Origin of the sequence: Pseudomonas sp. S9 (assembly GCF_000222125.1) — a bacterium.
Classification (GTDB): Bacteria; Pseudomonadota; Gammaproteobacteria; order Pseudomonadales; family Pseudomonadaceae; genus Aquipseudomonas; species Aquipseudomonas segetis.
On record NZ_AFFX01000001.1, the window covers coordinates 1 to 24,114 of the forward strand.

The window sequence follows — 24,114 nt, forward strand, 5'->3', positions numbered from 1 at the left end:
AAGCCATCTTCGGCAACGCGGTTAGCACCAGTGCGATCAGCACCGTCTGCAGCGATTGGTGTGACATTGATTGACTGTTGAGCCGCTTCAGGCAGAGCGAAAGCGCTAGCGGACAGGGTGACCAGGATCAGGCTGGCGAGAATTTGCTTTTTCATGTGTTGCTCCTTGCATAGGGCGGTAAGTGGGTATGGATTCAATGTTACTCGCAAAAAATCGATTAAAAAGTTGACGCTGCGAATGGTATATATCGACATGCTTAATAGTTGAATTAAGTGCATGATTTATATGGATATTTATGTGTTTTTTGCGGTTTTTAAGGGTGGTTTAAAGGCTTTCTATGGGGCTGTTAGTCTAGATCTATAAAATCGACTAATTTGATGTAATAGCAAGCTATCTAAATTTTCAGAGGTTTTGCCCCCTTCCGATGCTTGATATTTTGAACAGGTGATGCTTATTTTGTGCGCCTAGCCGTCGCAGACGGCCAATGCCTATAACAAGGAAAGCAATATGAGCAGTACAGGTCGTCCAGAGCTGCAAGAGTTACTTCGCGGGGTTGATGAAATTGAATGTGTGACCCCTGATCTCAATGGTGTGCCGCGCGGCAAGGTGATGACGGCAGCAGGCTTTCTTGAGGGGCGCCGCTTGCAGTTGGCGCGGGGAGTACTGCTGCAATGCATGATGGGCGGCTACCCCGAGGCGAAGTTCTACGGCAGTGATGACAGTGACCTGGCGCTGGTTGCAGAGCCAACGCAGATACACCGCTTACCCTGGAGTGAGTCGCCGCGTGCGCTGGCCATTTGTGATGCTGATGAGTTTGACGGGCAGAGCTCTGGCCTCTCGACGCGCGGCCTGCTCAAGCAAGTCATTGCCCGCTATGCCGCACATGGTTGGCAGCCAGTTGTTGCAACCGAGCTTGAGTTCTTTGTCTTTGCACCCAATGCCGATCCGATGCAGGCATTCAAGCCACCAGTTGGCTTGGATGGGCGCCGCGAGGACGGCTGCTCTGCGTTCAGTGTGAGTTCCAACAATGGCCTGCGGCCGTTTTTCAGCGAAGTGTATAAATGCATGGAGGCTTTGGGCCTGCCGCGCGATACCTTTATGCACGAGATGGGTGTCAGCCAGTTTGAGATCAACCTGTTGCATGGTGATCCACTGTTGTTGGCGGACCAGACGTTCATGTTCAAGCACATGCTCAAGGAAGTTGCACTCAAGCATGGCTTGACCGTGGTGTGCATGGCAAAACCCCTGGCACACACGCCTGGCAGTTCGATGCATATCCATCAAAGCGTGGTGGAGCAGGGCAGTGGCAAGAATATCTTCACTGGCGCAGATGACCAGGCAACCGCTGCCTTCTACAACTTCATTGGTGGGCAGCAGGCATTGCTGGCGGACTTCACGCTGTTGTTCGCGCCACATGTCAATTCCTACCAGCGTCTCTGCCATCCCTACGCTTCGCCAAACAACGCCTGTTGGTCGGAAGACAACCGTGCGGCAGGCTTGCGTATTCCGGCGAGCTCCCCAGTTGCGCGTCGGGTCGAAAACCGCCTGCCAGGCGCCGATGCCAACCCATACCTGGCGTTGGCGGCCAGCTTGGCCGCTGGCTTATACGGTATTGAGCATGAGTTGCAGCCGAGCGAGCCGATTCAGGGTGACTTTGAAGTGCCGCAAAAATTGATTCTGCCATGCACCATGCATGCAGCCATTGAAAAGCTGCGTGCGAGCTCGGTGGCGGTCGAGTTGTTTGGTGCCGAGTTTGTGGAAGGCTATATCGCGACCAAATCGATGGAGCTGACGAGTTTCTTCGATGAGATTACGCCTTGGGAGCGACGCGTTCTGGCGGCCCACGCCTGAGGCGTAATACACTAGGGCTCCAGGCGCTACTGGTTTTATTGGCAGTGCTTAAAACTCCAGCCTATGCTGGAGTTTTAACAATAAAGACTCATCCTCTCGTGCAACATTTGCTGCATTGAGTTCTCTAAACGTAGGGCTGTCGCCAAGCGATGACCTTGACGTTACTTGGCATCTAATTGATGCATCTCAACAGTTCGTGTGAAGCCCCGCCGTGCAGTCGCGTTTGCAGGCGGTGGCATGCATTGGTTCAGCCTGATCGTCGCCTGGTAAAAGAGCGGCGACATTTTATTTTGGAGTCTTACGTCGATCACCAGGGTCGGCGAGGTGTTCCAGGAGAGTTGCACTGCCCATGACGATGATCTTCAAGTCATTTAGTTCGCTGTATTTTGCCACTTTGCTGATGTTGCTCGGTTCGGGCTTGCTCAGTACCTATCTAGGCTTGCGCCTTGCCGAGACTGCCGATGGGCTTTGGGTCGGTGCATTGATGACCGCGAACTACCTGGGCCTGGTCCTTGGTGGCAAGCTAGGTCACCGGCTGATTGCCCGGGTTGGCCACATCCGCGCCTATGTTGCCTGTGCCGGTATTGTCACTGCGGCAGTGCTGGTTCATGGCATGACCGCCTTGTTGCCTGTCTGGCTGGTGCTGCGACTGGTCGTTGGTTTGTGCATGATGTGCCAATACATGGTGATCGAGAGCTGGCTGAACGAGCAGGCGGGTCCAAGCCAGCGCGGCAAGGTATTCGCGGGCTATATGGGGGCCTCCTATCTGGGCTTGATTCTGGGTCAGCTGGTGCTGGTTGTGCATCCTGAACTCAGTGTCGAACTGCTGATGATGGTCGCCCTGTGCTTTGCCTTGTGCCTGGTGCCGGTGGCGCTGACTCGCAAGCTCCACCCGGCGCCGCTGCATCCCGCGCCTTTGGAAATGCGCTTCTTTCTCAAGCGAGTGCCCTTGTCATTGCTGACAATTGGTGTCGCGGGCTTGTTGATCGGTTCCTTTTATGGCTTGGGGCCGCTGTATGGGTCGCGTATGGGCTTGAGTACCGAGCAGGTTGGTTTGTTCATGGGTTGCTGCATTCTGGCTGGTTTGCTGGCTCAGGTCCCGCTGGGGTGGCTGTCTGACCGGGCTGACCGGGTCAAGTTGATTCGTGGTTGTGCAGGGCTGCTCAGCATAATAGCGCTGCCTCTTGCCGTGCTCCAGGACGCTCCAGTCGAGTTGCTGTTTGCGTGCGGCTTTGCGGTGAGCATTATGTTGTTCAGCCTTTACCCTTTGGCTGTGGCTTTTGCCAATGACCACGTCGAGAGTGAGCGCCGGGTGTCGCTGACCGTAATGCTGTTGGTGGTTTTCGGGGTAGGGGCGGCAGTAGGACCGATGCTGGTTGGTTTCCTGATGCGCTTTCTCGGGGCCAACATGCTTTATGCATTCACTGTGTTAAGCGGCCTGGTGTTGGTTGGCTTTGTACGAACGGCCAAGGTTACGCATGTGCATCAGGTTGATGAAGCGCCGCTACATCACATTGCCATGCCTGAAGGCATGGCCAGCTCGCCGCTGGTGGCCGCGCTTGACCCGCGTAACGAAGAGCAGTACGTGCAAGAGCAAATGTGCGACGAGCATGATGCGGACTGCGAAGATGAACAGGCCAATGCGCAAGCCGCAGTGGATGCAAGTGTTGCGGATGCTTAGCTGGCGACTATTGCTGCTGCGGTGGTCACGGCTTCGGCGGTGGCTGCTGCAGCCGTTGCAGCTGATGCCGACCTGGATACTGTGGCCTACACCGATGGCGCACAGGAGATGGGCGCTGCGCCAGAGCCAGAGCCAGAGCAGTCAGGGCCTGCAAAGCACAAGGATGGCGATGCGTGAGGCCGTTACTCAGCGTCATCATCCCGGCGCGTAACGAGGCCCAAGCCTTGCCGTTGTTATTGCGCGACCTGAGTGCCTTGCACGCGGCAGGGGCCGAGATCATCCTGGTCGATGGCGCCAGCGAAGATGCTACTTGTGAGGTCGCGAGGCCATTTGTCGACCAATTGCTGTCGAGCAAGCCTGGACGGGCGCAGCAGATGAATGCCGGAGCGGCGGCTGCGCATGGTGATTATCTGTGGTTTGTCCACGCCGATACACGGGTCGATCCGGGATCTATCCAAAGCTTGCTCGACACCTTGCTTGAGCAGCCTATCTGGGGTCGTTTCGATGTGCGCCTGTCCGGGCCGGGCCTGCTGCTGCGCTTGATTGGCGCAATGATCAACCTGCGTTCGCGGGTAAGCGCTATTGCCACGGGCGACCAGGGAATCTTTGTCGCGCGCAAGACCTTTGAGTCGCTCAACGGCTACGCCGATATTGCGCTGATGGAGGATGTTGAGCTTTGTACCCGGCTCAAGGTGCTTGCCCGGCCAAGGTGCTTGCGCCCGGCTTTGCTGACGTCCAGTCGGCGTTGGGAGCACAATGGCATCCTGCGCACCGTAGTATTAATGTGGCGTCTCAGGCTGGCGTATTATCTTGGCGTGAGTCCGGAGTCACTGGCACGCGACTATCAGCGAGGGCCACGGATATGAGTTTAGCGATTTCCTTGCATATGCTGGCGCGGGCACCGCGCCCTGGTCGGGTCAAGACCCGGCTGATCCCGGCGCTCGGCCCCGAGGGGGCTTGTGATCTACAGCGGCGCCTGGTCGAACATACATTGAGTGTTTCAGCTGACGGCTTCTCTCAGCGTTTTCTCTGGCTGGACGATGGTCCGGATGCCGAGTTGCAAGCATTGGCCGAGCAACAGGGGTGGACGGTTGTCGAGCAGCCCGCAGGTGATCTCGGTGAGCGCATGCGCTGTATTGCCGCCCTAGGCCTGGTTGAAAGCGATGCTGTGATGTTGATCGGTAACGATTGCCCGGCAATTGATCTCGATTACCTGGCGCAAGCACGTGCCGCCTTGGTTGATTCTCGCGCTGTGCTGGGTCCGGCCGAGGATGGTGGTTACGTGCTTATCGGGCTGCGTCAGAATGATTCGCACCTGTTCAGCGATATGCCTTGGGGAACAGAGCAGGTACTCAGCCTGACGCAGGCGCGCCTGGCTGAGCTGGACTGGCGCTATGAGCTATTGCCGGTGCTTTGGGATGTCGATCGCCCTGAGGATCTGCGTCGCTTGGCTTCTCTGGGCATGCACCTGCGCTAGGAGGTCTTTGCAGGTAGCAAGAAGCCCTAGAGAAAAGTGTCACTTTCAAGGCGCTTGGCTTCGCGCTGCAACTGATAGACAAAGCGTTCAACCTGGCGCTGAACCAGCCCGCTCATGCGGTAAAAGCGTACACCAAGCATGCTGGTGTCGAGCTTCTCGTTATAGTGCACATGGCGTAGCTCGATGGGGGCTGTCATTGCGCCAAAGGGTAATTGGGCGACCAGCTCTTCATAGATCATGCCGGGCTTGAGGCTCTGGCTGACATCGCCTGCGATGCGGATCTTGCAGCCTGTGGCCGAAATATCCAGCATTTGCCCGCTCAAGGGTTTTGCCAGCTTCTCGCCCTTGAGGCTGATGGCGACCAGTTCGCCAAGCTTCAATGTCGCGCGAAATGCACTGCGGCGTTGATGGTAGAGAACCTCGGATGGCATGGCGCAGAAATAACAGCGTAGCCCGTCGTGTTCGCTAATCTGGGCGGAGTCGTCACATTGCCAGGCAACGCGCACGCCTTCGCGCGATGACTCAACACTGAAGGGCTCGGCATTCTTTAGAAAACGCTCACCGTCATTCGGGACTAGTTCGTCGAAAATCAACCGTCCTTTATCGGGGTCAACTTCAATCAGGAAGCTTTGAAAACGCTGGTTTCTTTCGTGGAAGCTAATCACCAGCGGGTCATGGTTCTGTTGAAGTTGACGCAATGTGGCTGCGATCTCCATTGGTGCTTTTAGCACTCTTGGCGGTTGTGGGCCGTCTTCCTCGGCAAAAGGGCTGGACACAGTCCTGTCTACTCCAAATCCAAACTGATTTTTATGGCGCTAGCATACTGTCAAAATGACATCGTATGCACGCTATGTGCTGAGATTTTAAGCTTGGCTCAGAGGGCGCTGATTAACACCGCGCGAGGCGCTGCCGTTACTGTCGTAAAGGCTTGGTGTTTCATTGCCATTGAGGATGCTGAGCATGCTGCGCGTTGACGTCTGGCTTGAGCGGATCAAGCGTCCGTTGCGCAGGTTACCGGTTTGGCAGCGCTCCAGCAGTTGGGTCAACCTGCTGCTTTGCTTGAGCAGTTCGGCGCCCAGGGGGCTGCTGGCTGCAAGTGCCTGCAAGCCTTCAAGATCGGCGCTTAGTTGCAGGCTTTGCAACAGTTGCGCGCGGTTTTGGGCGTGCTGGCCGAGTTGGCTGAGCAAAGGTTGCTTGGCGTTGAGGATCTGTTGCAGGCTGTCTAGGTCGCGCTCGCCCAACGCTTGATGCTCGCTGTCGATCAGTTCAAGCAATTGCTCGCTGATGCCGATATCGTCGTTGAACAGCTGAAGCATTGAGGCGTCTTGCATCGTAGGCTCTTGGAAGTTAGGCGTCCAACATTCCAGCGCCGCAGCCAGTGCCTGGCAAAACAGGCATTAGGCTTAGCGCTGGGACTCGAAGTTAATCAGTTTGCTGGCTGTGCGCTGGGCATCGACTTTATAGGTGCCGTCAGCAATTGCCTGCTTGATCTGGGCAACGCGTTCTTTATCCACGGTTGGCAGTTCGCTAAGTTTGTCACCAATGCTCTGCAGTTGCTGAGCTTCTTGGCTCAAATGCACTGTCTCACCGCTCTTGCTCGACTCGGCCTTGGTGTTGCTCGCGGTTGTCGAGCTGGATGTCTTCTCATCCGGGCGAACACCTGACTGGGCACCGCTGGTCCGCCCGGAGTTCGCCGGGGTAGGTGCGTTGCTTGGTCGATTGAAGTCGATGACCATGATCGTAACCCTCTGATTTGTCTGGACGCTTACCTGCCTATCGGCTGTGCATGCAAAAACTTTAGCGACTCTTAATTAAAAATATGCGTCTGGTCCAGTATGGCTGATATTCAACAGAACTTTCGCTGTGGATTCCGTTGCGGGAATCTTTTGAGGCACAAAGGTGGCTATAAGTTCTGAAATACTCCACCGTAATCGCACGCAGCACAGTGTAAGAAAACGTCTTGGCAAGAACAATCAAGAATCATGCCTACATTGCCACTTCGACTTGTCCCGGACCCGTTACCCTGGCCTTGATAATACGTTGCGAGCGTTGGTTGCGAACGTTGATCTGTCTGCCCAAGGCCCCGTCAGACAAGGCTTCGCCCGGCATTCTCACGTTAATCGTACCGGTTTTCGCGCTGATCACGACCTGGTCGCCGCGCCGGATAACTTCAGCTTGCTCCACATAGACCGGGGTCAGTTCCTGGTCGGGCCGAACCGGACGCGTCAGTTTCTTGCCAATTGCCTGCTGGACCGAGGTCAGGTAGCCGTGGTTGAGCAGGCCGACATCCCGTTCCGCCAGCGTAACGTCATATTCGCCGATCACGCTGGCGCTTTTCAACGGCCGTGTTGCCGTGACCACCTCGCGGTACAGGCGAACCTGTGCCGGGACAAAAATAGTCCAGGGCGATGAGCCGTCGCAGCGCACCCGCAGTGTAACGCGGCCAATGGGTTCGGCAGGGCTTTCCAGGGTGGTTGTCAAATCCTTGTCGCACACCGGCAGTCGCAACCTTGGGTCAAGGCGGTTGATTTCAATCTCATGGCGGCCACTGATATCGCTGCGCTGCAAATAGTCGACCACCGCGACCTCAAGAAAAGTCTGGGCGGCGCCGATAAGCTGGTCAGGCAGGGTTGAAGTTGCCGCAGCCATTGGGCTGAAACCGATGGTCACGGGCATCAGTAAAGCCATTACCAGTTGGTAGCTTTTTGCCAAGGTCTGTCGGGATAACGTCGTTTTTACGGTCATATTGATTAGCGTGCAAGGCCCGTGCCGCCTGCTAACCTCAGTTCTACGGGCGCATTTTTTAAGGAGTGTGGGCATGGCTAGTGTCATGGACTCGGTGAATCAACGCACCCAGTTAGTCGGACAAAATCGTTTGGAGCTGCTGTTGTTTCGCCTTGAGGGCAGGCAGCTGTACGGAATCAATGTGTTCAAGGTCAAAGAGGTACTGCAGTGTCCGCGCCTGACCGTAATGCCCAAATCCAATTCCGTGGTGCGTGGGGTTGCCAATATTCGCGGTGGAACCATCCCGATTATTGACCTGTCGCTAGCGACAGGGTGCAAACCGCTGGCTGATCTGAAAAACAGCTTTGTAATCATCACCGAGTACAACACCAAGACCCAGGGTTTCTTGGTCAGTGCGGTTGAGCGCATCGTCAACATGAACTGGGAAGAGATCCTGCCACCGCCTAAAGGCACAGGCCGCGACCACTACCTGACGGCGGTTACCCATCTCGATCAACAGATGGTCGAAATCATCGATGTGGAAAAAGTACTGGCTGAGGTGTCACCAACCTCCGAAGCGATTTCTGAGGGTGTTGTCGACGCCGCAACCCATGTCAAGGCGGTCAAGCAGCATGTGTTGATTGTTGATGACTCGTCTGTGGCGCGTAAGCAGGTATCGCGTTGCCTGCAAACTGTTGGTGTGGAAGTCACTGCGCTTAACGATGGTCGTGAGGCCTTGGACTATTTGCGCAAAATGGCCGATGAAGGCAAGCGTCCGGCGGATGAGCTGCTGATGATAATTTCCGATATCGAAATGCCAGAAATGGACGGCTACACACTGACCACGGCGATTCGCAGTGATGCGCGGATGGAGGGCGTGCATTTGTTGTTGCACACTTCGTTGTCGGGGGTCTTCAACCAGGCGATGGTCAAGAAAGTAGGGGCCGATGATTTTCTCGCCAAGTTCCGGCCTGATGATTTAGCCTCAAGAGTGGTCGAACGCATCAATAAGGTGGATCAGGGCCAGTAAGCTGCCAGCCAAAGCGACCAGCGGTTGGGTGATGTCTGTGCCTTCAGCTGGTGATGGTGCATCAGAGGCCCGCGTAGATTGGTTTATATTGACCGGGCGTCTCACTAATCAACACTAATATTTTGCGGGGCAAAACGAGTGTCGTCAGGAAATTTGGATTTTGAACAGTTCCGGAGCTTCCTCGAAAAAGCCTGTGGAATTTTGCTGGGCACCAATAAGCAGTACCTGGTTTCAAGTCGACTCAACAAGCTGATGGAACAGAACAACATCAAGAGTCTCGGCGAACTGGTGCAGCGTATGCAGGCCATGCCGCGTAGTGGTTTGCGTGAACAGGTGGTCGATGCCATGACCACCAATGAAACCCTGTGGTTCCGCGATACCTATCCCTTTGAGGTGATGAAAAAGCGCGTCTTGCCGGAGTTGCTCAAGGCCAATGGGGGCCAGCGCCTGCGCATCTGGTCAGCCGCCTGCTCATCCGGGCAGGAACCCTATTCGCTGTCGATGACCATTGATGAGTTCGAGAAAAGCAATATCGGCCAGTTGCGCGGTGGTGCACAAATCGTTGCAACAGATCTGTCGCCGACCATGTTGGCTAACTGCAAGTCAGGTGAGTACGACAGCCTGGCCATCGGCCGCGGCCTGTCGCAGGAGCGTTTGCAGCGCTACTTTGAACCCAAGGCGCCGGGGCGCTGGGCGGTCAAGGCGCCGATCAGGAGTCGTGTTGAGTTTCGCCCGCTGAACCTGCTGGAGAGCTTTGCTGGCCTGGGTAAGTTTGATGTGGTGTTCTGCCGCAACGTATTGATCTATTTTTCAGCAGAAGTGAAGAAGGACATCCTCACCCGCATTCATGCGACCTTGAAACCTGGCGGCTACTTGTTTCTGGGCGCCTCCGAGGCGCTCAATGCACTGCCTGATCTGTATCAGATGGTGCAGTGCAGCCCGGGCATTATCTACAAGGTCAAATAGGGTCGGCGTTGGTCGCAATGTTCAATGCCTTGATTCAAGTCAGTCCCTGCGGCACCTGCTGTCGATAAAGTGCCCGGCACTCGAGTGAGTGCTATCAGGACAGGGCTATGGAATTACTTGTTTGGCAAAACGACCTCAATACCGGTATAGAGGTCATCGATAACCAGCACCGGCGTATTGTCACCATGATCAACCTGCTGATTGTGGCGCAGCAGGAGGGGCTTAATCGCGATGAGGTGGGGCATGTGCTCAATGACCTGGTTGACTACACGCTTTCGCATTTTGCGTTCGAAGAGTCGCTGCTTGAAGAGTCCGGCTACAGTTTTACCCGCCCGCACAAGCGCGTCCATGAAGTCTTTATCGGCAAGGTCAACGAGTACAACATGCGCTTCAAGGCCGGTGAAGATATCACCCACGAATTGATCAACCTGTTGTCGCGTTGGCTGTTCAACCACATCCGCAATGATGATGCGGCCTACGCCAAGGTCGTTATCGACAACATGAATCGAATCACCCAGGACCGGCAGCCCAGTGGCTGGTTGTCGCGCTCCATGCGCAAGTTCTTTAGCTGATATTCCCGCAGCGCTGAACCGGTTTCGGCGCTGCTCCCTCATTGCCAATGTTGGCTCATTGCCCGTCTTTCCGGCACCCTCGCCGCCGGCAGTGCAGGGCGGCAAGCATGCTTCCAAGATCAGGCCGGCTCATTGCCGCAAGCGGAAAACCATTGCCGCTTGTGCTTGGATATTCAAAAGATTAATTCGTAAGTCATTGTATTTAAACGACTAAATTAATTGGCACAGGGTTTGCTTTGTTGCTTGCACAGAAAACTGCTTCGGCAAACGGCAAGGGCACAAACCATGAGTATCAGCTTCGCAAGCGCACTCGGCATTCACCAACAGGCACTGGGCTTTCGCGCTCAGCGTGCTGAAGTGTTGGCCAACAACATGGCTAACGCAGACACGCCTAACTACAAGGCCCGTGATCTGGATTTTGCCTCAGTGCTTGCCGAGCAGAATGCCAAGGCCCAGGGCGGTACCTTTGCCCTGAACCGCACCAATGCACACCATATCAGCGCTGAAGGCATGGCCACTGCAGAAGCCGAGCTCAAGTATCGCATCCCGATGAGCCCTTCGCTGGATCAGAACACGGTCGATACCCAGCTTGAGCAGTCCAATTACGCGCAAAACGCCGTCGACTTCCAGGCGAGCTTTACCCTACTCAATAGCAAGTTCAAAGGGCTGATCAGCGCCCTGCGCGGCGATTAACGGAGACTGATGCCATGTCACTAGCCAGTGTATTCAATATTGCCGGGACCGGCATGAGCGCGCAAAGCACGCGCCTTAATACCATCTCCAGCAACATCGCCAACGCCGAGTCGGTTTCTTCGAACATTGACCAGACCTACCGCGCTCGCCACCCGGTGTTTGCCACCATGTTTAATCAGGCCCAGGGTTCTGACGGCGGTTCGCTGTTTGCCGAGCAGGATGCGGCAGGCAGCCGTGTCCACGTGCTGGGGATTGTTGAGGGCCAGAGCTCGCTGATGCCGCGCTATGAGCCTACCCACCCGGCTGCCGATGAAAACGGCTACGTCTATTACCCCAACGTCAATGTGGTCGAAGAGATGGCTGACATGATTTCCGCCAGCCGGGCTTTCCAGACCAACGTTGAAATGATGAATACCGCTAAACAAATGTTGCAGAAGGTGCTGACCCTGGGTCAGTAAGCCATCAATGAGGAACGCTAAATGAGCGTCGATAGCACCAGTGGCGTTGGCAGTTCGGTCTTTGATCAACTGCAGATTAAATCGCCCAGCACCGGCACCGACAAAGAACTGGGTAAAGACGAGTTCTTGAACCTGTTGGTCGCCCAATTGAACAACCAGAACCCGCTGGAGCCGCAAGGTAACGGCGAGTTCATCGCCCAGTTGGCGCAGTTCAGCCAGGTAGAAGGTATTCAGCAGTTGAACGGTAGTGTCGACACCTTGCTGTCGGGTTATCAGTCTTCGCAGGCCTTGCAGGCATCGTCGCTGGTTGGGCGCAAGGTGATTGTGCCGACCGACAGTGCGGTGGTTGATACCAGCGAAAGCTTCAAGGCCAGCCTGATTCTGCCGACCAGCAGCAGCAACGTCTACGTCAATGTCAAAGACAGTGCGGGCTCGGTGGTTGGCCGGGTCAATCTGGGTGAGCAGGAAGCAGGCAACATCAGTTTTATCTGGGATGGCAAGGATTCGAGCGGCAATCTCTTGCCGCCTGGCACCTACACCTTTGAGGCTGAAGCCACCTATGCCGGTGAAACCAAGGGGCTGTACACCCTGCTTCCAGCCAACGTTGACAGCGTCACACTGGGCGGTAGCGAACTCATGTTGAACCTGGCGGGGGTGGGCAGTGTGCCGCTTTCGCAGGTTCAGGTAATTGGTCAGTAATCATCACGATTTAATGGCCGGCTGTTCCGGCAAAGGAGTTTTCAATGGCGTTCAATATCGGGCTTAGCGGTCTGCGCGCAGCGACCAGCGACCTCAACGTTACAGGTAATAACATCGCCAACGCCGGCACCGCGGGCTTCAAGCAGTCGCGTGCGGAATTTGCCGATGTATATGCCGCCTCCGTGCTTGGCTCCGGCAAGAACGCGCAGGGCAGCGGGGTACTGCTCAGTGATGTGTCGCAACTGTTCAACCAGGGCAACGTCAACTACACGCAGAACTCGCTGGACCTGGCGATCAACGGCAATGGTTTCTTCCGCACCAGCAATAACGGTGATATCAGTTATACCCGTGCCGGTTATTTCGGGACTGACCGTGCTGGCAATATCGTCAATAACTTTGGCTACAAGCTGCAAGGTTATGCGGTAGACGCGAACGGTAATCTGCAAAATGGCGTTCTTTCGGACTTGAAAGTCGAGAGTGCCAGCCAGGCGCCAAAAGCGACCAGCACCATTACCCAGCCGTTCAACCTGAACTCGACCAACGAGGTTCCGACTACAACGCCGTTTAACCCTAATGATCCGACCTCATTCAACTCGTCGACTTCGGTGAACATCTTCGATTCGCAGGGTAATTCCCATGCCTTCACGCAGTACTTCATCAAGACAGGTGCCAACACCTGGCAGATGAATGTGCTGGTCGATGGGCGCAACCCGGCGAACCCGACATCAACCACGCCGTATTCGGCCAACCTGACCTTTAATGCCGCGGGTCAGCTGGACACCTCGGCACTGACATCGACGGATTTCACCGTTGCCGCCAATGGCACCCTGAACATGACCAACTGGGTACCGGCTGCATCCGATGGCGGTACGCCGCCAGTCTGGAGTGGCAACGGCGCAACGGCGAGTGCAACCGGGGTCAACTTTGACTTCCGTGGCACCACTCAGTATTCGAGCTTGTTTGCTGTCAATAGCGTTGACCAGAACGGCTACACCACAGGTGAGCTGGCAGGCCTTGAAATTGACGACACCGGGGTGATCTTCGCGCGCTACACCAACGGGCAATCCAAGGTGCAGGGGCAAGTGGTGCTGGCCAACTTTGCCAACATGCAAGGGCTGACGCCGGTGGGCAAGACAGCATGGGTACAGTCGTTTGAATCGGGCGAGCCTGTAATCGGCACGCCAAACAGCGGAACCCTGGGGGCGTTGCAATCGGGTGCGCTTGAAGACTCTAACGTCGAGCTGTCCGACCAGTTGGTGAACTTGATTGTTGCGCAACGCAATTATCAGGCGAACGCAAAAACCATCGAGACTGAGAGCGCGGTGACCCAGACCATTATCAACCTGCGTTGATTCAAGGTATGACCTGACTTTGCCGCGAGCGGCAAAGTCTAGCCGACGGCATCTCGTCAAACGCCGCAATGAAAAGCTCCTTTGGGAGCTTTTCTATTTTATAAAATCTATATTTATCAATGGTTTATATTTGTTTTCCGAGAGTGGCACAGGCTTTGCAATATTGCCTGTACAGAGCACAAGGCGGCAGGCCTATCTCGGAGAGTTACCATGGATAAAATGCTTTACGTCGCGATGACCGGGGCCCAGAACAACACCCTGGCCCAGCGCGCGCACGCCAACAACCTGGCGAATATTTCAACCAGCGGCTTTCGTCGCGACTTTGAACAGGCGCGGGCGATTTCATCATTTGGCGAAAGCTATCCGTCGCGCGTGTATGCCATGAGCGAGCGTCCTGGTACCGACTTTACTCCGGGTTCCATGCAGGAAACCGGTCGTGACCTGGACGTTGCCATTGGTGGTCATGGCTGGCTTGCCGTGCAGGCTCCCGATGGCAGTGAAGCCTATGTACGTACCGCAAGCCTGAATGTCGATGCCCTGGGCGTGTTGCGCACTGGCAATGGTTTGCCGGTTATGGGCAATGCCGGGCCGGTCGCCGTACCGCCAGAGCAGGGGATCGATATCGGCCAGGACGGCACCATCAGTATTCGCGCCCTGGGCGAAGCTCCCAACGTGCTGGCAGAGGTGGATCGGTTGAAGCTGGTAAACCCGGACCCCAAGCAGTTGGTAAAGGGGGCAGACGGCATGATGCGTCTCAAGAGTGGCCAAGCTGAGCCCGCAGATGCAAGCGTGCGCCTGACGTCTGGCTTTCTGGAATCGAGCAACGTCAATGCGGTTGAAGAGATGACCGCGATCATGTCGTTGTCCCGCCAATTCGAGCTGCAAGTAAAAATGATGCGTACTGCCGAAGACAATGCCTCGGCGATGGCGCGGGTTTTGCAACTTAGCTAATTATCAGCAGGTGGCGACGTGAATACGTCGTCCGAGGAGAACAAATATGCTTCCGGCACTGTGGGTCAGCAAAACCGGTTTGTCCGCCCAGGACATGAACCTGACCACTATTTCCAACAACCTGGCCAACGTTTCGACCACCGGCTTCAAGCGCGATCGCGCTGAATTCGAGGACCTGCTTTATCAGATCCGTCGTCAGCCTGGCGGCCAGTCAAGCCAGGACAGCGAGTTGCCTTCCGGTTTGCAGTTGGGTACCGGTGTGCGGATTGTCGGCACCCAGAAAATCTTCACCGCGGGCAGCTTGCAGACGACCGAACAGCCGCTGGATCTGGCGGTGAACGGCCGTGGCTTCTTCCAGGTATTGATGCCCGATGGCACGGTTTCCTATACCCGTGACGGCAGCTTCCATCTCGATTCCGATGGCCAGGTGGTGACTTCCAATGGCTTTCCGCTGGAGCCGGCCATTGTGCTGCCGAACGAAGTCAAAACCTTTACTGTCGGCGAGGATGGCACCGTTTCGATAACTACCGCTGGCAATCCTCAGCCTCAAGTCATTGGCAACCTGCAGACCGCCGACTTTATCAATCCGGCTGGCCTTGAGGCTATCGGCAACAACCTGTTTCTGGAGACCGCTTCCAGCGGTGCGCCACAAGTGGGAACACCTGGTTTGAATGGCTTGGGTACTACGCTGCAAAACACCTTGGAAAACTCCAACGTCAGCGTGGTTGAAGAACTGGTGAACATGATCACCACTCAACGCGCCTACGAGATGAACTCGAAAGTCATCTCGACCGCTGACCAGATGTTGTCCTTTATTACTCAGAATCTTTGATGGTTTTGGCCTGGCTTATAGCGGGCCTCTGCGTTAATTGTTACACCGCGAGGGTGGATCCATGAATCGGCTAGTTGTTGTTTCCTTAGTGTTGTGCGCCACCTTGCTAAGTGGTTGCGTTGCGCCTGCCGCCAAACCGAACGATCCATATTACTCGCCGGTGCTGCCACGCACGCCGCTGCCTGCTGCGCAGAACAATGGTTCTATCTATCAGACCGGCTTTGACAACAACCTGTTTACCGACCGCAAGGCGTATCGGGTGGGCGACATCATCACCATCACCTTGAACGAGAAAACCCAGGCGAGCAAAAACGCCGGTTCGCAGATTTCCAAGGACAGCAAAACCAGCCTCGGCTTGACCTCTTTGTTCGGCGGGGCGGTGTCGGCTGCCAGCCCGTTCTCTGATAACGACTTGTCGCTGAGTGCCTCATACAGCGGGAACCGGGACACCCAGGGCGACAGCAAGGCAGCGCAGGGCAACAGCCTGACCGGTTCGGTGACAGTAACTGTCGCTGAAGTGCTGCCCAACGGCATCCTCTCGGTACGCGGCGAGAAGTGGATGACACTCAACACCGGTGATGAACTGGTACGAATTGCCGGCCTGGTCCGCGCCGATGATGTTGCGACCGACAACACGGTCTCCTCGACCCGTATCGCCGACGCACGTATCACCTATTCAGGAACGGGCGCCTTTGCCGATGCCAGTCAGCCTGGTTGGCTCGATCGCTTCTTCCTTAGCCCACTGTTCCCGTTTTGAGGGCTGCAAACATGCGTTTAGGCAAATACCTGGTGTTGTTCTCGATGCTGCTGTTAAGTGCCGCGGCACAGGCTGAACGCCTGAAAGACCTGGCCAGCATCCAGGGTGTGCGGACCAACCAGTTGATCGGCTATGGCCTGGTCGTGGGCTTGAATGGCAGCGGTGACCAGACCACGCAAACACCCTTTACCGTGCAGACCTTCAACAACATGCTTGCCCAATTCGGGATCAAGGTCCCTGCGGGTGGCAATGTCCAGCTTAAGAACGTAGCTGCGGTTTCGATTCACGCCGACCTGCCTGCATTTGCCAAGCCGGGCCAGACCATTGACGTTACCGTGTCCTCTATTGGTAACGCCAAGAGCCTGCGCGGCGGCAGCCTGTTGATGGCGCCGCTCAAGGGGATCGACGGCAATGTCTACGCCATCGCCCAGGGCAACCTGGTGGTAGGTGGTTTCGATGCCGAAGGCGGCGATGGTTCGCGCATTACCGTCAATATTCCATCGGCTGGGCGAATTCCTTCTGGCGCCACGGTTGAACGTTCGGTGCCAAGTGGCTTTGATCAAGGCAATAGCCTGACCCTCAACCTCAATCGTCCTGACTTCACCACCGCCAAGCATATTGTCGACCAGATCAATGAACTGCTTGGCCCTGGCGTTGCCCAGGCGATCGATGCCGGCTCGGTACGAGTCAGTGCGCCGCTGGACCCTAACCAGCGCGTTGATTACCTGTCGATCCTGGAGAACCTTGAAGTGGTTGCAGGCCAGGCGGTTGCCAAGGTGATTATCAACTCCCGCACCGGCACCATCGTCATCGGTCAGAACGTGCGTGTACAGCCAGCGGCGGTCACTCATGGCAGCCTGACCGTGACCATTACTGAAGACCCGATCGTCAGCCAGCCCGGCGCCTTGTCGGGTGGGCAGACGGCTGTTGTTCCTCGCTCACGGGTTGATGCAACACAGGAGGCCAAGCCGATGTTCCGCTTTGGCCCAGGCACCACGCTGGATGAAATTGTCCGTGCGGTTAACCAGGTTGGCGCTGCGCCTTCCGACCTTATGGCCATCCTCGAAGCGCTGAAACAAGCTGGCGCTTTGCAGGCTGACTTGATCGTTATTTAAGGGACGGATCGATGGACTCTCGACTCTCCGCAGGATTTGCCGGCGCTGGCACCAGTACATTGGATACTGGCGCTGCCACTGACCTTAACCGGCTCAATAAATTTAAAGTCGGTGGCGACAGCGAAGCCAATATCGGCAAGGTCGCCAAAGAGTTCGAGTCGCTGTTTCTCAATGAAATGCTTAAAGCCATGCGTTCGGCCAACGAAGGTTTTAGCGAAGGCAATTTCATGAACAGCGAAGAGGGTAAGACCTATCAGGGCATGTATGACCAGCAATTGGCTGTGACCATGTCCAACAACAAGAACGGTATTGGTCTGGCAGATGTTTTGGCGCGCCAGATGAGCAAGATGAAAAGCCACAGTGACCGGCCTAATCCGTTCGCCCAGGCCGATAACACCTTGGCCCGCGCGAGCAGTGGCGAAGCAGCGAGTGCCGTCGCCAGCACCCATGCCATCGCCAAGCCCGTGGCTCAGGTCGATAGCAGTCGTGATGACTCCAGCTTGATTAACAGGCGACGTCTTTCATTGCCCGGCAAGTTAGCGGATCGCTTGCTCGCCGGCATAACGCCAACAACAGACACCGCCGCAGTGCAGGCCCTGGCCAATAACGACTGGATTCCAGCCATCGCCCATGCCGCGCCCAGGGATAAAGGCCTGAGCATCAACGGCAGCGATGCAATCACTGGCGCGCGCTTGACGCAGAAAGGAAGCAAAGGCGCCTCGGCCTTTACTTCGCCCGCCGACTTTATTGCAACCATGCTGCCCATGGCTGAAAAAGCTGCAGCCAAGATCGGCGTCGAAGCGCGTTACCTCGTGGCTCAAGCAGCACTAGAAACCGGCTGGGGCAAGTCAATTATCCGCCAGCAAGACGGCAGCGTCAGTCACAACCTGTTTGGCATTAAAAGCCACAACAGCTGGAGTGGCGAGTCTGCCCATGTCATGACCACCGAATACAAAGGCGGCAAGGCTGTGAAAGAGGCAGCCTCGTTCCGCTCCTACGATTCCTTCGCGCAAAGCTTCGAGGACTACGTCAGCTTCCTGCAAACCAATGGTCGATACGACAAGGCTTTGGACAGCACCGATAACCCGGAACAGTTCGTCAAGGAATTGCAGAGAGCCGGTTACGCCACCGACCCGCAATACGCACGCAAGATTTCGCAGATCGCCCGGAAGATGGCGGTCTATCAAACTGTCGCCGCCGTCGATACGACGCCAACTCGTGGATGAGCTGAAAAATGGCTGACTTACTTAATATCGGCTTGTCTGGGCTGTCGTCGAACAAGACCCAGTTGTCAGTGACCGGACACAACATCACCAACGTCAATACCCCGGGTTACTCCCGCCAGGATGCGGTGCAGGGTACCCGTGTGCCGCAGTTCAGCGGCGCCGGGTTTATTGGCTCAGGCACCACGCTGGTTGATATTCGCCGCACCTACAGTGAGTTTCTGACGACCCAGGTGCGCACCAGTACTGCCTTGAGCAGCGATGTAGAAGCCTATAGAAGCCAGATTGAGCAGCTTGATTCGCTGTTGGCGGGTTCCACCACCGGCATTACGCCGTCGCTGCAAGATTTCTTTTCCTCGTTGCAAACCGCTGCCGAAGACCCATCCAACGGGCCAGCCCGTCAGTTGGTATTGTCCCAGGCCGAAGGCCTGAGTCGACGTTTCAATACGGTTTATGACCGAATAAATGAGCAAAACAGCTTCATCAATAAGCAGATGTCGGCGGTTACCGATCAGGTCAATCGCCTCGCCGGCTCCATCGCCAGCTATAACGATGCCATCGCCAAGGCCTCGGCTACCGGCCAGGCGCCAAATGATCTGCTAGACGCCCGTGATGAAGCGGTGCGCCAGCTTTCGACCTTTGTTGGTGTGACCGTTGTGCCGCAAGACGACAACTCGATGAACGTCTTCGTCGGCAGTGGCCAGCCTTTGGTGGTCGGCAATACGGCCAGTCGCCTGGAAGCCGTTGCTGGCAAGGGCGATCCCAACCGGCTTGAGATCGAGTTTGTCAGTGGTGCTTCTCGTCAGGGCATTACCACTCAACTGAGTGGCGGCGAGCTGGGCGGCTTGATTCGTTATCGATCCGAAACCCTGGACCCCACGCTTAACTCCCTCGGACGGCTGGCACTGTCGGTCAGTGACCAGATCAATACGCAGCTGGGCGAGGGCGTTGATCTCAAGGGGCAGGTGGGATCGGCGCTGTTTGGTGACTTCAACAGTCCGGAACTGGCAGCGCTGCGGGTGAAAAGCTATGGGAGCAATACCAGCAACGCCCAGCCTTTGCTGAATATCACCGACACCTCGATTTTGACCACCAGCGATTATCGCCTGGAGTTTGACGGCACCAACTACACCGCCAGGCGCTTGAGTGATAACCAGGCCATGGCCGTGACCGAAAATCCACCGGGCACCTTGAGCTTCACCGACAGCGGCGGCCGAGATCAAGGCTTCCAGATCGTGGTCGGGACTCCTGCTCCCGCTGCCGGGGACACCTTTGAGCTGCAGCCAACCCGTCGCGGCGCAGCGTCTATTTCAACTGTGCTCGACCAGGCGGATCAACTTGGCTTTGCCGCACCCGTTCGTGCGGTCAACGGTGCCTTGGATGCCAATGGCAATATCACTGGCAGCAATCGCGGTACCGGTGCGATTTCACAACCTGATCTGACCAGTGCAGGTTCCAGCCCCATTGACTTGACCGCGATCAAAGGTGCCTTGCCCGTCGGGTTGATCTATAACGGCGCTGGCGGCTTCGAAAACCCACCAGGCACCCCAGTGCCCGGCTTGACCCTGGTTGGCGGCGGCACATTCCAGCCGGGACAAAAGAATACCTACGAGCTGGATATGGGTGGTGGCAACGTTGTCACGTTCAGCGTCAGCGGTCGCCCGGAAAATGGCGACACCTTCAGCATCGACTTTAATAGTGGCGGTGTGTCGGATAACCGCAACGCGTTGAAACTGGCGGATTTGCAGAACAAGCAAACCATTGGCATCGACCCCAGCGTCACGGGCTCCACCGGGCTGAGTTTTACCGATGGCTATGGTGACCTGGTCGAGCGGGTGGGAACGCTGACGGCGCAGGCACGACAAGACAGCGACGCCACCAGCTCCATCCTCAAGCAGGCGACTGACAACCGTGACTCGTTGTCGGGCGTAAGCCTGGATGAAGAGGCTGCCAACCTGATCAAGTTTGAGCAGTACTACAACGCCTCGGCACAAGTGATTCAAGTTGCGCGCTCTTTGTTCGATACCCTGATCGGCGCGTTTAGATAATTCGGTGTGGGCTTGGCGCTACTAACAGCCCGAGCCAATTGTTTGATGAGGCCCTGACATGCGTATTTCCACTATCCAAGCGTTCAACAATGGCGTGTCCGGGCTGCAACGCAACTATTCAAACGTGACCCGCACCCAGGAACAGATCAGCACCGGCAACCGCATCCTCACCCCAGCCGATGACCCGGTCGCCTCGGTGCGCTTGTTGCAACTTGAGCAGCAGCAGAACGTGCTCAACCAGTACAACTCGAACCTGACGGCCGCTAAAAACAGCCTGACCCAGGAAGAGAGCACGCTTAATTCGGTCAACACCATTTTGCAGCGAGTGCGCGAGCTGGCGTTATCAGCCGGTAATGGTGCCTTGAGCAAGGAAGACCGGCAGTCAATCTCTGCTGAACTGGGTGAGCGTGAGGATGAGCTGCTGGGCTTGATGAACTCGCGCAATGCGCGTGGCGAATACCTGTTTTCCGGTTTTCAGGGCAAGTCGCAGCCCTTTGTGCAGAACCCCGACGGCACCTATTCCTACACCGGTGATGACGGCCAGCGTAAGGTACAGATCGCCAGCTCCCTGGAACTGGCGATCAGCGACAGCGGCAAGGCGGTCTTCCAGGATGTGGTCAATGGCGGTCGCCTGAGCCTGACCGACAACTCGGTGCCTGCGGCGCCAGCCAACAGCATCAGTGGCTTGCTGGTTGAAGATGACGTTGCCTTTGCCAATTTCCCGGCAGGTGGCATCCAGCTCGACTTCGATGCAACCGATCCACTTAATTACACCATCACCACATTGCCGGCACCGGGCACCACTACGACCGGGCGCCTGGATGATGAAAATGACACCCAGATTCATTTTTCCGGGGCGACTTTTTTCGTCAACGGCACGCCGCCAGCATCGTCCAGTTTCACCATTGAAGGGCCGGACGCCAACCCTGCAACACCGCCACAAAACAGCGTCGGTATTCTCGATACCATCGCCAGCCTGCGCCAGTCACTTGAGACCGCCCCCGATGGACGTGAAGTTCGTGATGCAGTGGCACTGGCGGTGACCAACCTGGATAACAGCATCGGCACGGTGGACAAGGCGCGTGGCAATATCGGTGCGCGGCTTAACGTGATTGACTCGACCCAGACCGATAACGAGAACGTCACTCTGGTCAATAAAAGCGTGCAGGCGGATTTGCGTGAGCTGGATTACGCAGAGGCGTTGTCACGGCTTTCATTCCAGACCATCGTGCTTGAAGCGGCGCAGCAGAGTTATGTGAAGATCAGCAGTCTGAATCTGTTCAATAAGCTTTGATACAACTAATCAAGTTGGCCATTGATATCCAGTTAGTTGCTGTGTCTTGCAACCAGGGTGGGTGGCGTTTTTTTACCTGCCATTTGCAGTCTCGAATATTCGGTTGATCTCAGTGTCGTGGCGGGCAAACTTCGCGTTGCCCTCCCTACAAAGCCGGTAGGTTGTCTGGTGTTTTTTTTAAGCTAATTATTTGTTTTATAAGGTTTTAAAAAATAATTAGAAACGCCTTGAAAAAAAATCTAAAGCTTGTGCCAGTAGCGCCGATACAACTTACGAATGCGAAGTAACTGGGTGCCGGAGCAAGGCTCAAGCCCACAGCTCGCAACACCCAGATACCTAAGACACTAGCCCATTGGAGGCAAACACCATGGCCCTTACAGTCAATACCAACGTTGCTTCTCTGAACACTCAGCGCAACCTGAACTCGTCTTCCAATGCGCTCAGCACTTCCTTGCAGCGTCTTTCTACCGGTTCGCGTATCAACTCCGCCAAGGACGACGCCGCCGGCCTGCAGATCTCCAACCGTCTGGGCAGTCAGATCAGCGGTCTGGGCGTTGCAGTACGTAACGCTAACGACGGCATCTCCTTGGCGCAAACCGCTGAAGGCGCACTGCAGCAGTCGACCAACATCCTGCAGCGTATGCGTGACCTGTCCCTGCAAGCTGCTAACGGCAGCAACGACTCCACCGACCGTTCTGCTCTGCAAAAAGAAGTGGGTGCACTGCAAAACGAACTGAACCGTATCGCTGACACCACCACCTTCGGTGGTCGTAAGTTGCTCGACGGCTCGTTCGGTGCAACCGCTTTCCAGGTCGGTGCCAATGCCAACGAAACCATCAACGTTTCAATCGGCAACGCCAGCGCAAGCAGCATCGGTGCTTACACCTCTGATAAAGCAGGTTCTGCACTGGGTATTTCTTCTGCAGCGGCTGCCGATGTAAACGGTGCCCTGACTATCTCGGCCAACGGTAAGCAAACTGATGTTGAAGCGTTGACTGCAACCGACACTGCAGCATCAGTTGCCAGCAAAATCAACAGCGCGGGTACGCCGATCAAAGCTTCTGCCCGTACCGATGCAGTACTCACCAAAGCTGCCAGCGTTGCTACCTTTGACCTGAAAATCGAAGTTTCTGGAACTGATACCAGCAAAGTTGACTCCACCATTGATCTGAGCGGTCTAACAACTTTTGACCAGGTGGTGAGCGCAGTAAACTCCAGCGGTTCTGGCCTGCAAGCTAAAGTGAATGGTGACGGTACCCTTGAAATCAGCTCTGATAGTGGCGCTGCAATCAAGTTCACTGCCGCTGGTTTAGAAGCAGATGGCACCACCGCTGCCGCAGCAGGCGATATCACTGTTCAGTCGCGCTCAGCAGAAGACAGCGACAACGACAACGCGGGTGATCTGTCAACTGCTACCGATATCGGTGCTGGTACCGGAGTTGCAAACGGTGCGCTTAAGCTAAGCTCTTCTGCTGCTTACTCGTTATCTGGAACTGCTGCTGCAAAAATCACTGGCGAGTCTGCTGGTAACTTGGAAAAGGTTGGTGACGTCGATGTGAGCACTGCCTACGGCGCCCAGAACGCTATCGACGTGATTGACGCTGCGATTGCCTTCATCGACTCACAGCGTTCTGATCTCGGTGCGGTGCAGAACCGTTTCGACAACACCATCAGCAACCTGCAGAGCATTTCGGAGAACGTATCGGCTGCAAAAGGCCGTATCCAGGACACCGACTATGCTGCTGAAACTGCAAACCTGAGCAAGAACCAGGTGCTGCAACAGGCCGGTACTGCGATTCTGGCCCAGGCTAACCAGCTGCCACAGGCTGTTCTCAGCCTCCTGCAGTAAGTTTTAGGTTAGGCAAACATCGCGGGGGGAAGTGCATTTGCGCTTCTCCCCGTCTTGCCATTCAGAGGATTTAACGATGGACGTAGCAATCAGCAATACGTTGTCGTTGGTGAATAGCGGGGCGAAAGCTCCGGTGGTCGGCACAGGTAATCGCTCTGCAACTGTCCAGCCTGACCCCATTGCGGTCAGTGAGCAACGCTTAACCGAGCAGGAGCCGGAGTCTGCAACTCAAGCAGTTGAACAGGCGGCTTCATCCATTCAGGGTTATGTGCAGTCTATTCGCCGTGACCTGAATTTTGCTGTCGATGACTCATCTGGCCGTGTCGTGGTCAAGGTCACCGACTCGGCTTCCGGCGATGTTATCCGACAGATTCCGTCGGAAGATGCGCTCAGACTTGCCGAAAGCCTTGAGGCTGTACGCAGCTTGCTGTTCAAAGCTGAAGCCTGAAAGGCCGCACCTGTACTCAATGGCTTCAAACTGAGTAGGCGGCATGATTTTTGTAAGGGTTTGCCACTAGATAATTTAGCGTCAAACCCATGAC

The 24,114-nt window shown here is 55.8% G+C and carries 25 protein-coding genes; 21 read left to right on the plus strand and 4 right to left on the minus strand.

Features of this window, described 5'->3' with window-relative positions:
* Positions 1 to 609: 609 nt before the first annotated feature.
* From PSES9_RS0100010 to PSES9_RS0100030, 5 genes are all read left to right on the plus strand, one after another.
* The gene (locus tag PSES9_RS0100010) at positions 610 to 1,851 is read left to right on the plus strand and encodes a glutamine synthetase family protein (RefSeq protein ID WP_177313033.1); all 1,242 of its coding nucleotides are present in this window, start codon (positions 610 to 612) and stop codon (positions 1,849 to 1,851) included.
* A gap of 349 nt (positions 1,852 to 2,200) precedes the next feature.
* Positions 2,201 to 3,532: an MFS transporter gene (locus tag PSES9_RS0100015; protein WP_010482833.1), complete on the plus strand. Its 1,332-nt coding sequence runs from the start codon at positions 2,201 to 2,203 to the stop codon at positions 3,530 to 3,532.
* A gap of 39 nt (positions 3,533 to 3,571) precedes the next feature.
* Positions 3,572 to 3,709, plus strand: coding sequence for a hypothetical protein (locus PSES9_RS24985; RefSeq protein WP_157998224.1), 138 nt, complete (start codon positions 3,572 to 3,574; stop codon positions 3,707 to 3,709).
* Positions 3,706 to 4,398: a TIGR04283 family arsenosugar biosynthesis glycosyltransferase gene (locus PSES9_RS0100025; protein WP_010482836.1), complete on the plus strand. Its 693-nt coding sequence runs from the start codon at positions 3,706 to 3,708 to the stop codon at positions 4,396 to 4,398. Before PSES9_RS24985 ends, PSES9_RS0100025 begins: the two co-directional genes overlap by 4 nt.
* Positions 4,395 to 5,009 (plus strand): TIGR04282 family arsenosugar biosynthesis glycosyltransferase, encoded by a 615-nt coding sequence (locus PSES9_RS0100030; RefSeq protein WP_029529285.1) that lies wholly within the window; start codon positions 4,395 to 4,397, stop codon positions 5,007 to 5,009. Before PSES9_RS0100025 ends, PSES9_RS0100030 begins: the two co-directional genes overlap by 4 nt.
* A 26-nt stretch (positions 5,010 to 5,035) precedes the next feature.
* On the opposite strand, the gene PSES9_RS0100035 is transcribed toward PSES9_RS0100030, so the two are convergent.
* The 4 genes from PSES9_RS0100035 to flgA all read right to left on the minus strand — a co-directional run bounded on the left by PSES9_RS0100035 (position 5,036) and on the right by flgA (position 7,754).
* Positions 5,036 to 5,785: a flagellar brake protein gene (locus tag PSES9_RS0100035; protein WP_010482841.1), complete on the minus strand. Its 750-nt coding sequence runs from the start codon at positions 5,783 to 5,785 to the stop codon at positions 5,036 to 5,038.
* 87 nt (positions 5,786 to 5,872) lie between these two features.
* The gene (locus PSES9_RS0100040; protein WP_010482843.1) at positions 5,873 to 6,340 is read right to left on the minus strand and encodes a flagella synthesis protein FlgN; all 468 of its coding nucleotides are present in this window, start codon (positions 6,338 to 6,340) and stop codon (positions 5,873 to 5,875) included.
* A gap of 72 nt (positions 6,341 to 6,412) precedes the next feature.
* Positions 6,413 to 6,745, minus strand: a complete 333-nt coding sequence (gene flgM / locus PSES9_RS0100045; RefSeq protein WP_010482845.1) for a flagellar biosynthesis anti-sigma factor FlgM — start codon at positions 6,743 to 6,745, stop codon at positions 6,413 to 6,415.
* 250 nt (positions 6,746 to 6,995) lie between these two features.
* Positions 6,996 to 7,754 (minus strand): flagellar basal body P-ring formation chaperone FlgA, encoded by a 759-nt coding sequence (gene flgA, locus PSES9_RS0100050; RefSeq protein WP_029529286.1) that lies wholly within the window; start codon positions 7,752 to 7,754, stop codon positions 6,996 to 6,998.
* Positions 7,755 to 7,827: 73 nt separating this feature from the next.
* Here flgA and PSES9_RS0100055 point away from each other — a divergent pair, with 73 nt between their 5' ends.
* From PSES9_RS0100055 to PSES9_RS0100130, 16 genes are all read left to right on the plus strand, one after another.
* Entirely contained in the window at positions 7,828 to 8,763 is a 936-nt protein-coding gene (locus PSES9_RS0100055; RefSeq protein ID WP_010482848.1) for a chemotaxis protein CheV, read from the plus strand.
* A 138-nt stretch (positions 8,764 to 8,901) separates the two neighbouring features.
* The gene (gene cheR, locus PSES9_RS0100060) at positions 8,902 to 9,729 is read left to right on the plus strand and encodes a protein-glutamate O-methyltransferase CheR (RefSeq protein ID WP_010482851.1); all 828 of its coding nucleotides are present in this window, start codon (positions 8,902 to 8,904) and stop codon (positions 9,727 to 9,729) included.
* A 107-nt stretch (positions 9,730 to 9,836) separates the two neighbouring features.
* Positions 9,837 to 10,301 carry a bacteriohemerythrin gene (locus tag PSES9_RS0100065; RefSeq protein ID WP_010482853.1) on the plus strand — a complete coding sequence of 155 codons (465 nt, stop codon included), beginning with the start codon at positions 9,837 to 9,839 and terminating at the stop codon, positions 10,299 to 10,301.
* A gap of 285 nt (positions 10,302 to 10,586) precedes the next feature.
* Entirely contained in the window at positions 10,587 to 10,994 is a 408-nt protein-coding gene (gene flgB, locus PSES9_RS0100070) for a flagellar basal body rod protein FlgB (RefSeq protein WP_010482854.1), read from the plus strand.
* A 14-nt stretch (positions 10,995 to 11,008) separates the two neighbouring features.
* Positions 11,009 to 11,452, plus strand: a complete 444-nt coding sequence (flgC, locus tag PSES9_RS0100075; RefSeq protein WP_010482856.1) for a flagellar basal body rod protein FlgC — start codon at positions 11,009 to 11,011, stop codon at positions 11,450 to 11,452.
* A gap of 21 nt (positions 11,453 to 11,473) precedes the next feature.
* A complete protein-coding gene (gene flgD / locus PSES9_RS0100080) occupies positions 11,474 to 12,151 on the plus strand; it encodes a flagellar hook assembly protein FlgD (RefSeq protein WP_010482858.1) in 678 nt (225 codons plus the stop codon).
* 44 nt (positions 12,152 to 12,195) lie between these two features.
* On the plus strand, positions 12,196 to 13,503 hold the full coding sequence (flgE, locus tag PSES9_RS0100085) for a flagellar hook protein FlgE (protein WP_010482860.1): 1,308 nt from the start codon (positions 12,196 to 12,198) through the stop codon (positions 13,501 to 13,503).
* A gap of 210 nt (positions 13,504 to 13,713) precedes the next feature.
* Positions 13,714 to 14,454: a flagellar basal body rod protein FlgF gene (locus PSES9_RS0100090; protein ID WP_010482862.1), complete on the plus strand. Its 741-nt coding sequence runs from the start codon at positions 13,714 to 13,716 to the stop codon at positions 14,452 to 14,454.
* 46 nt (positions 14,455 to 14,500) lie between these two features.
* Complete coding sequence (flgG, locus tag PSES9_RS0100095) at positions 14,501 to 15,286, plus strand: flagellar basal-body rod protein FlgG (protein WP_010482864.1); 786 nt, start codon at positions 14,501 to 14,503, stop codon at positions 15,284 to 15,286.
* A 61-nt stretch (positions 15,287 to 15,347) separates the two neighbouring features.
* A complete protein-coding gene (flgH, locus tag PSES9_RS0100100; RefSeq protein ID WP_029529287.1) occupies positions 15,348 to 16,043 on the plus strand; it encodes a flagellar basal body L-ring protein FlgH in 696 nt (231 codons plus the stop codon).
* A gap of 11 nt (positions 16,044 to 16,054) precedes the next feature.
* On the plus strand, positions 16,055 to 17,158 hold the full coding sequence (locus PSES9_RS0100105; RefSeq protein WP_010482868.1) for a flagellar basal body P-ring protein FlgI: 1,104 nt from the start codon (positions 16,055 to 16,057) through the stop codon (positions 17,156 to 17,158).
* 11 nt (positions 17,159 to 17,169) lie between these two features.
* Entirely contained in the window at positions 17,170 to 18,384 is a 1,215-nt protein-coding gene (gene flgJ, locus PSES9_RS0100110) for a flagellar assembly peptidoglycan hydrolase FlgJ (protein WP_010482870.1), read from the plus strand.
* 8 nt (positions 18,385 to 18,392) lie between these two features.
* Positions 18,393 to 20,429 carry a flagellar hook-associated protein FlgK gene (flgK, locus tag PSES9_RS0100115; protein ID WP_010482871.1) on the plus strand — a complete coding sequence of 679 codons (2,037 nt, stop codon included), beginning with the start codon at positions 18,393 to 18,395 and terminating at the stop codon, positions 20,427 to 20,429.
* Positions 20,430 to 20,487: 58 nt separating this feature from the next.
* The gene (gene flgL, locus PSES9_RS0100120) at positions 20,488 to 21,723 is read left to right on the plus strand and encodes a flagellar hook-associated protein FlgL (RefSeq protein WP_010482873.1); all 1,236 of its coding nucleotides are present in this window, start codon (positions 20,488 to 20,490) and stop codon (positions 21,721 to 21,723) included.
* 367 nt (positions 21,724 to 22,090) lie between these two features.
* A complete protein-coding gene (locus PSES9_RS0100125) occupies positions 22,091 to 23,572 on the plus strand; it encodes a flagellin (protein ID WP_010482876.1) in 1,482 nt (493 codons plus the stop codon).
* A gap of 76 nt (positions 23,573 to 23,648) precedes the next feature.
* The gene (locus PSES9_RS0100130) at positions 23,649 to 24,020 is read left to right on the plus strand and encodes a flagellar protein FlaG (protein WP_010482877.1); all 372 of its coding nucleotides are present in this window, start codon (positions 23,649 to 23,651) and stop codon (positions 24,018 to 24,020) included.
* Positions 24,021 to 24,114: the final 94 nt, after the last annotated feature.

Bases quoted from the DNA above. Each gene is read 5' to 3' on its own strand.
- PSES9_RS0100065 (WP_010482853.1), top strand. From the start codon at position 9,837: ATGGAATTACTTGTTTGGCAAAACGACCTCAATACCGGTATAGAGGTC.
- PSES9_RS0100010 (WP_177313033.1), top strand. From the start codon at position 610: ATGACGGCAGCAGGCTTTCTTGAGGGGCGCCGCTTGCAGTTGGCGCGG.
- flgA (WP_029529286.1), bottom strand. From the start codon at position 7,754: ATGACCGTAAAAACGACGTTATCCCGACAGACCTTGGCAAAAAGCTAC.
- PSES9_RS0100015 (WP_010482833.1), top strand. From the start codon at position 2,201: ATGACGATGATCTTCAAGTCATTTAGTTCGCTGTATTTTGCCACTTTG.
- flgJ (WP_010482870.1), top strand. From the start codon at position 17,170: ATGGACTCTCGACTCTCCGCAGGATTTGCCGGCGCTGGCACCAGTACA.
- PSES9_RS0100030 (WP_029529285.1), top strand. From the start codon at position 4,395: ATGAGTTTAGCGATTTCCTTGCATATGCTGGCGCGGGCACCGCGCCCT.
- flgD (WP_010482858.1), top strand. From the start codon at position 11,474: ATGAGCGTCGATAGCACCAGTGGCGTTGGCAGTTCGGTCTTTGATCAA.
- flgH (WP_029529287.1), top strand. From the start codon at position 15,348: ATGAATCGGCTAGTTGTTGTTTCCTTAGTGTTGTGCGCCACCTTGCTA.
- PSES9_RS0100040 (WP_010482843.1), bottom strand. From the start codon at position 6,340: ATGCAAGACGCCTCAATGCTTCAGCTGTTCAACGACGATATCGGCATC.
- PSES9_RS0100130 (WP_010482877.1), top strand. From the start codon at position 23,649: ATGGACGTAGCAATCAGCAATACGTTGTCGTTGGTGAATAGCGGGGCG.
- flgG (WP_010482864.1), top strand. From the start codon at position 14,501: ATGCTTCCGGCACTGTGGGTCAGCAAAACCGGTTTGTCCGCCCAGGAC.
- flgC (WP_010482856.1), top strand. From the start codon at position 11,009: ATGTCACTAGCCAGTGTATTCAATATTGCCGGGACCGGCATGAGCGCG.
- PSES9_RS0100055 (WP_010482848.1), top strand. From the start codon at position 7,828: ATGGCTAGTGTCATGGACTCGGTGAATCAACGCACCCAGTTAGTCGGA.
- flgL (WP_010482873.1), top strand. From the start codon at position 20,488: ATGCGTATTTCCACTATCCAAGCGTTCAACAATGGCGTGTCCGGGCTG.
- PSES9_RS0100125 (WP_010482876.1), top strand. From the start codon at position 22,091: ATGGCCCTTACAGTCAATACCAACGTTGCTTCTCTGAACACTCAGCGC.
- PSES9_RS0100090 (WP_010482862.1), top strand. From the start codon at position 13,714: ATGGATAAAATGCTTTACGTCGCGATGACCGGGGCCCAGAACAACACC.
- flgB (WP_010482854.1), top strand. From the start codon at position 10,587: ATGAGTATCAGCTTCGCAAGCGCACTCGGCATTCACCAACAGGCACTG.
- PSES9_RS0100105 (WP_010482868.1), top strand. From the start codon at position 16,055: ATGCGTTTAGGCAAATACCTGGTGTTGTTCTCGATGCTGCTGTTAAGT.
- flgK (WP_010482871.1), top strand. From the start codon at position 18,393: ATGGCTGACTTACTTAATATCGGCTTGTCTGGGCTGTCGTCGAACAAG.
- flgM (WP_010482845.1), bottom strand. From the start codon at position 6,745: ATGGTCATCGACTTCAATCGACCAAGCAACGCACCTACCCCGGCGAAC.
- flgE (WP_010482860.1), top strand. From the start codon at position 12,196: ATGGCGTTCAATATCGGGCTTAGCGGTCTGCGCGCAGCGACCAGCGAC.